The sequence below is a fragment of the Phytobacter sp. V91 genome (assembly GCF_965644225.1).
In the GTDB taxonomy this organism is placed as follows: domain Bacteria; phylum Pseudomonadota; class Gammaproteobacteria; order Enterobacterales; family Enterobacteriaceae; genus CBFFRJ01.
In genome coordinates, this window is record NZ_CBFFRJ010000286.1 from 1 (window position 1) to 1,024 (window position 1,024).

Annotated in this window: 3 protein-coding genes; 2 read left to right on the forward strand and 1 reads right to left on the reverse strand. The window is 37.4% G+C overall.

What is annotated here, in order from left to right; genetic code table 11:
* Positions 1-405: conjugal transfer protein TraD (gene traD, locus ACSZO4_RS25670; protein ID WP_437891904.1), on the forward strand; the 405-nt coding region annotated here is incomplete at its 5' end.
* On the forward strand, positions 386-763 hold the full coding sequence (locus ACSZO4_RS25675) for a hypothetical protein (RefSeq protein ID WP_437891905.1): 378 nt from the start codon (positions 386-388) through the stop codon (positions 761-763). The genes traD and ACSZO4_RS25675, both read left to right, overlap by 20 nt.
* A 24-nt stretch (positions 764-787) precedes the next feature.
* Here ACSZO4_RS25675 and ACSZO4_RS25680 read toward each other — a convergent pair.
* Positions 788-1,024, reverse strand: a 237-nt coding sequence (locus ACSZO4_RS25680) for a YegP family protein (RefSeq protein WP_437891906.1), incomplete at its 5' end; no start/stop codon positions are given.

Sequence of the window (1,024 nt, forward strand, 5' to 3'; positions counted from 1 at the left end):
AACAGATTAACAACGGCTCAAAAAGTATTAACGAGAAAAGAAAAAACACACCGTAAAATTGTCTTAGGTGGTGAGGTTGCAAAGTACCTGGGGCTGGATATTGAACAGGATATTTTGGTTGGATTTCTTATGACTTTCGCCACGGCAACGAAAACAGATTTAGATCGCTACATAAGTAACGGGGCCAGAGCCAGACAAAATGAAAATCTTCAAAAAGAACAGAAAAATAAAAATTCAGTTAAAAAGTGTGAGCCGGGAAGAAATTATCACCCACTGCATGCTACCGAAGATCTCTCAGAAATCGAGTTGTCAGAAAAATGTGATCATGTTGAAAGTAAAACGACTGTGAAGGTTGATAATTTTAACTTGATGTTGGAGCGAAGACTTGGGAAGAAAAAGGAATGATATTAATAATCTGCACATAAGTAATAACACCAGTGATAATGAGGTAATTTCGTCAGCAATAGAAAGTGTATCATTCTTTCTGTTTACCATACTCGCCGATTGTTTTCCAGAAATGGCGACGGCAGAGTGTGAACGTATTTTTTATGAAGAGTTGAAAAAAGATATTATTGCTTTTGTTGTGGGTTACAGACAGGCTCTCAACAGAAGAAATGGATTGAGCATAGATCAAACAATTGTTATCCGGGCTTATACAGAACAACGCTTTTTTGAAAAGTTATCGAAAGCACTGGAAAAATGCAAGGCAGATAAGGTGGTTAACGGAATTAAGAAAAAAATAGAAAAGACAGATCATAAATAGTAGATCTGTCTTTAATCAGGTTTACTAAGTGTTATCTTTGGTTATGCCAGAAACACCATTGCTTTTTACTGATGCAATACCTGTTTCACGTGATTGAATACTGGCATACATCTGACTTGTGCCAATAACCTGATGGTTAGCAGCTTTGAGATTAAAAAAGCATTTGCCATTTGCGGACACTTTCTTCTCATAGCGTTCATCGAGAGGGCTGTTAGCCTGAACTGATGCAATGCCGTTTTCTGCTGCACCTTTCGTTGTGTA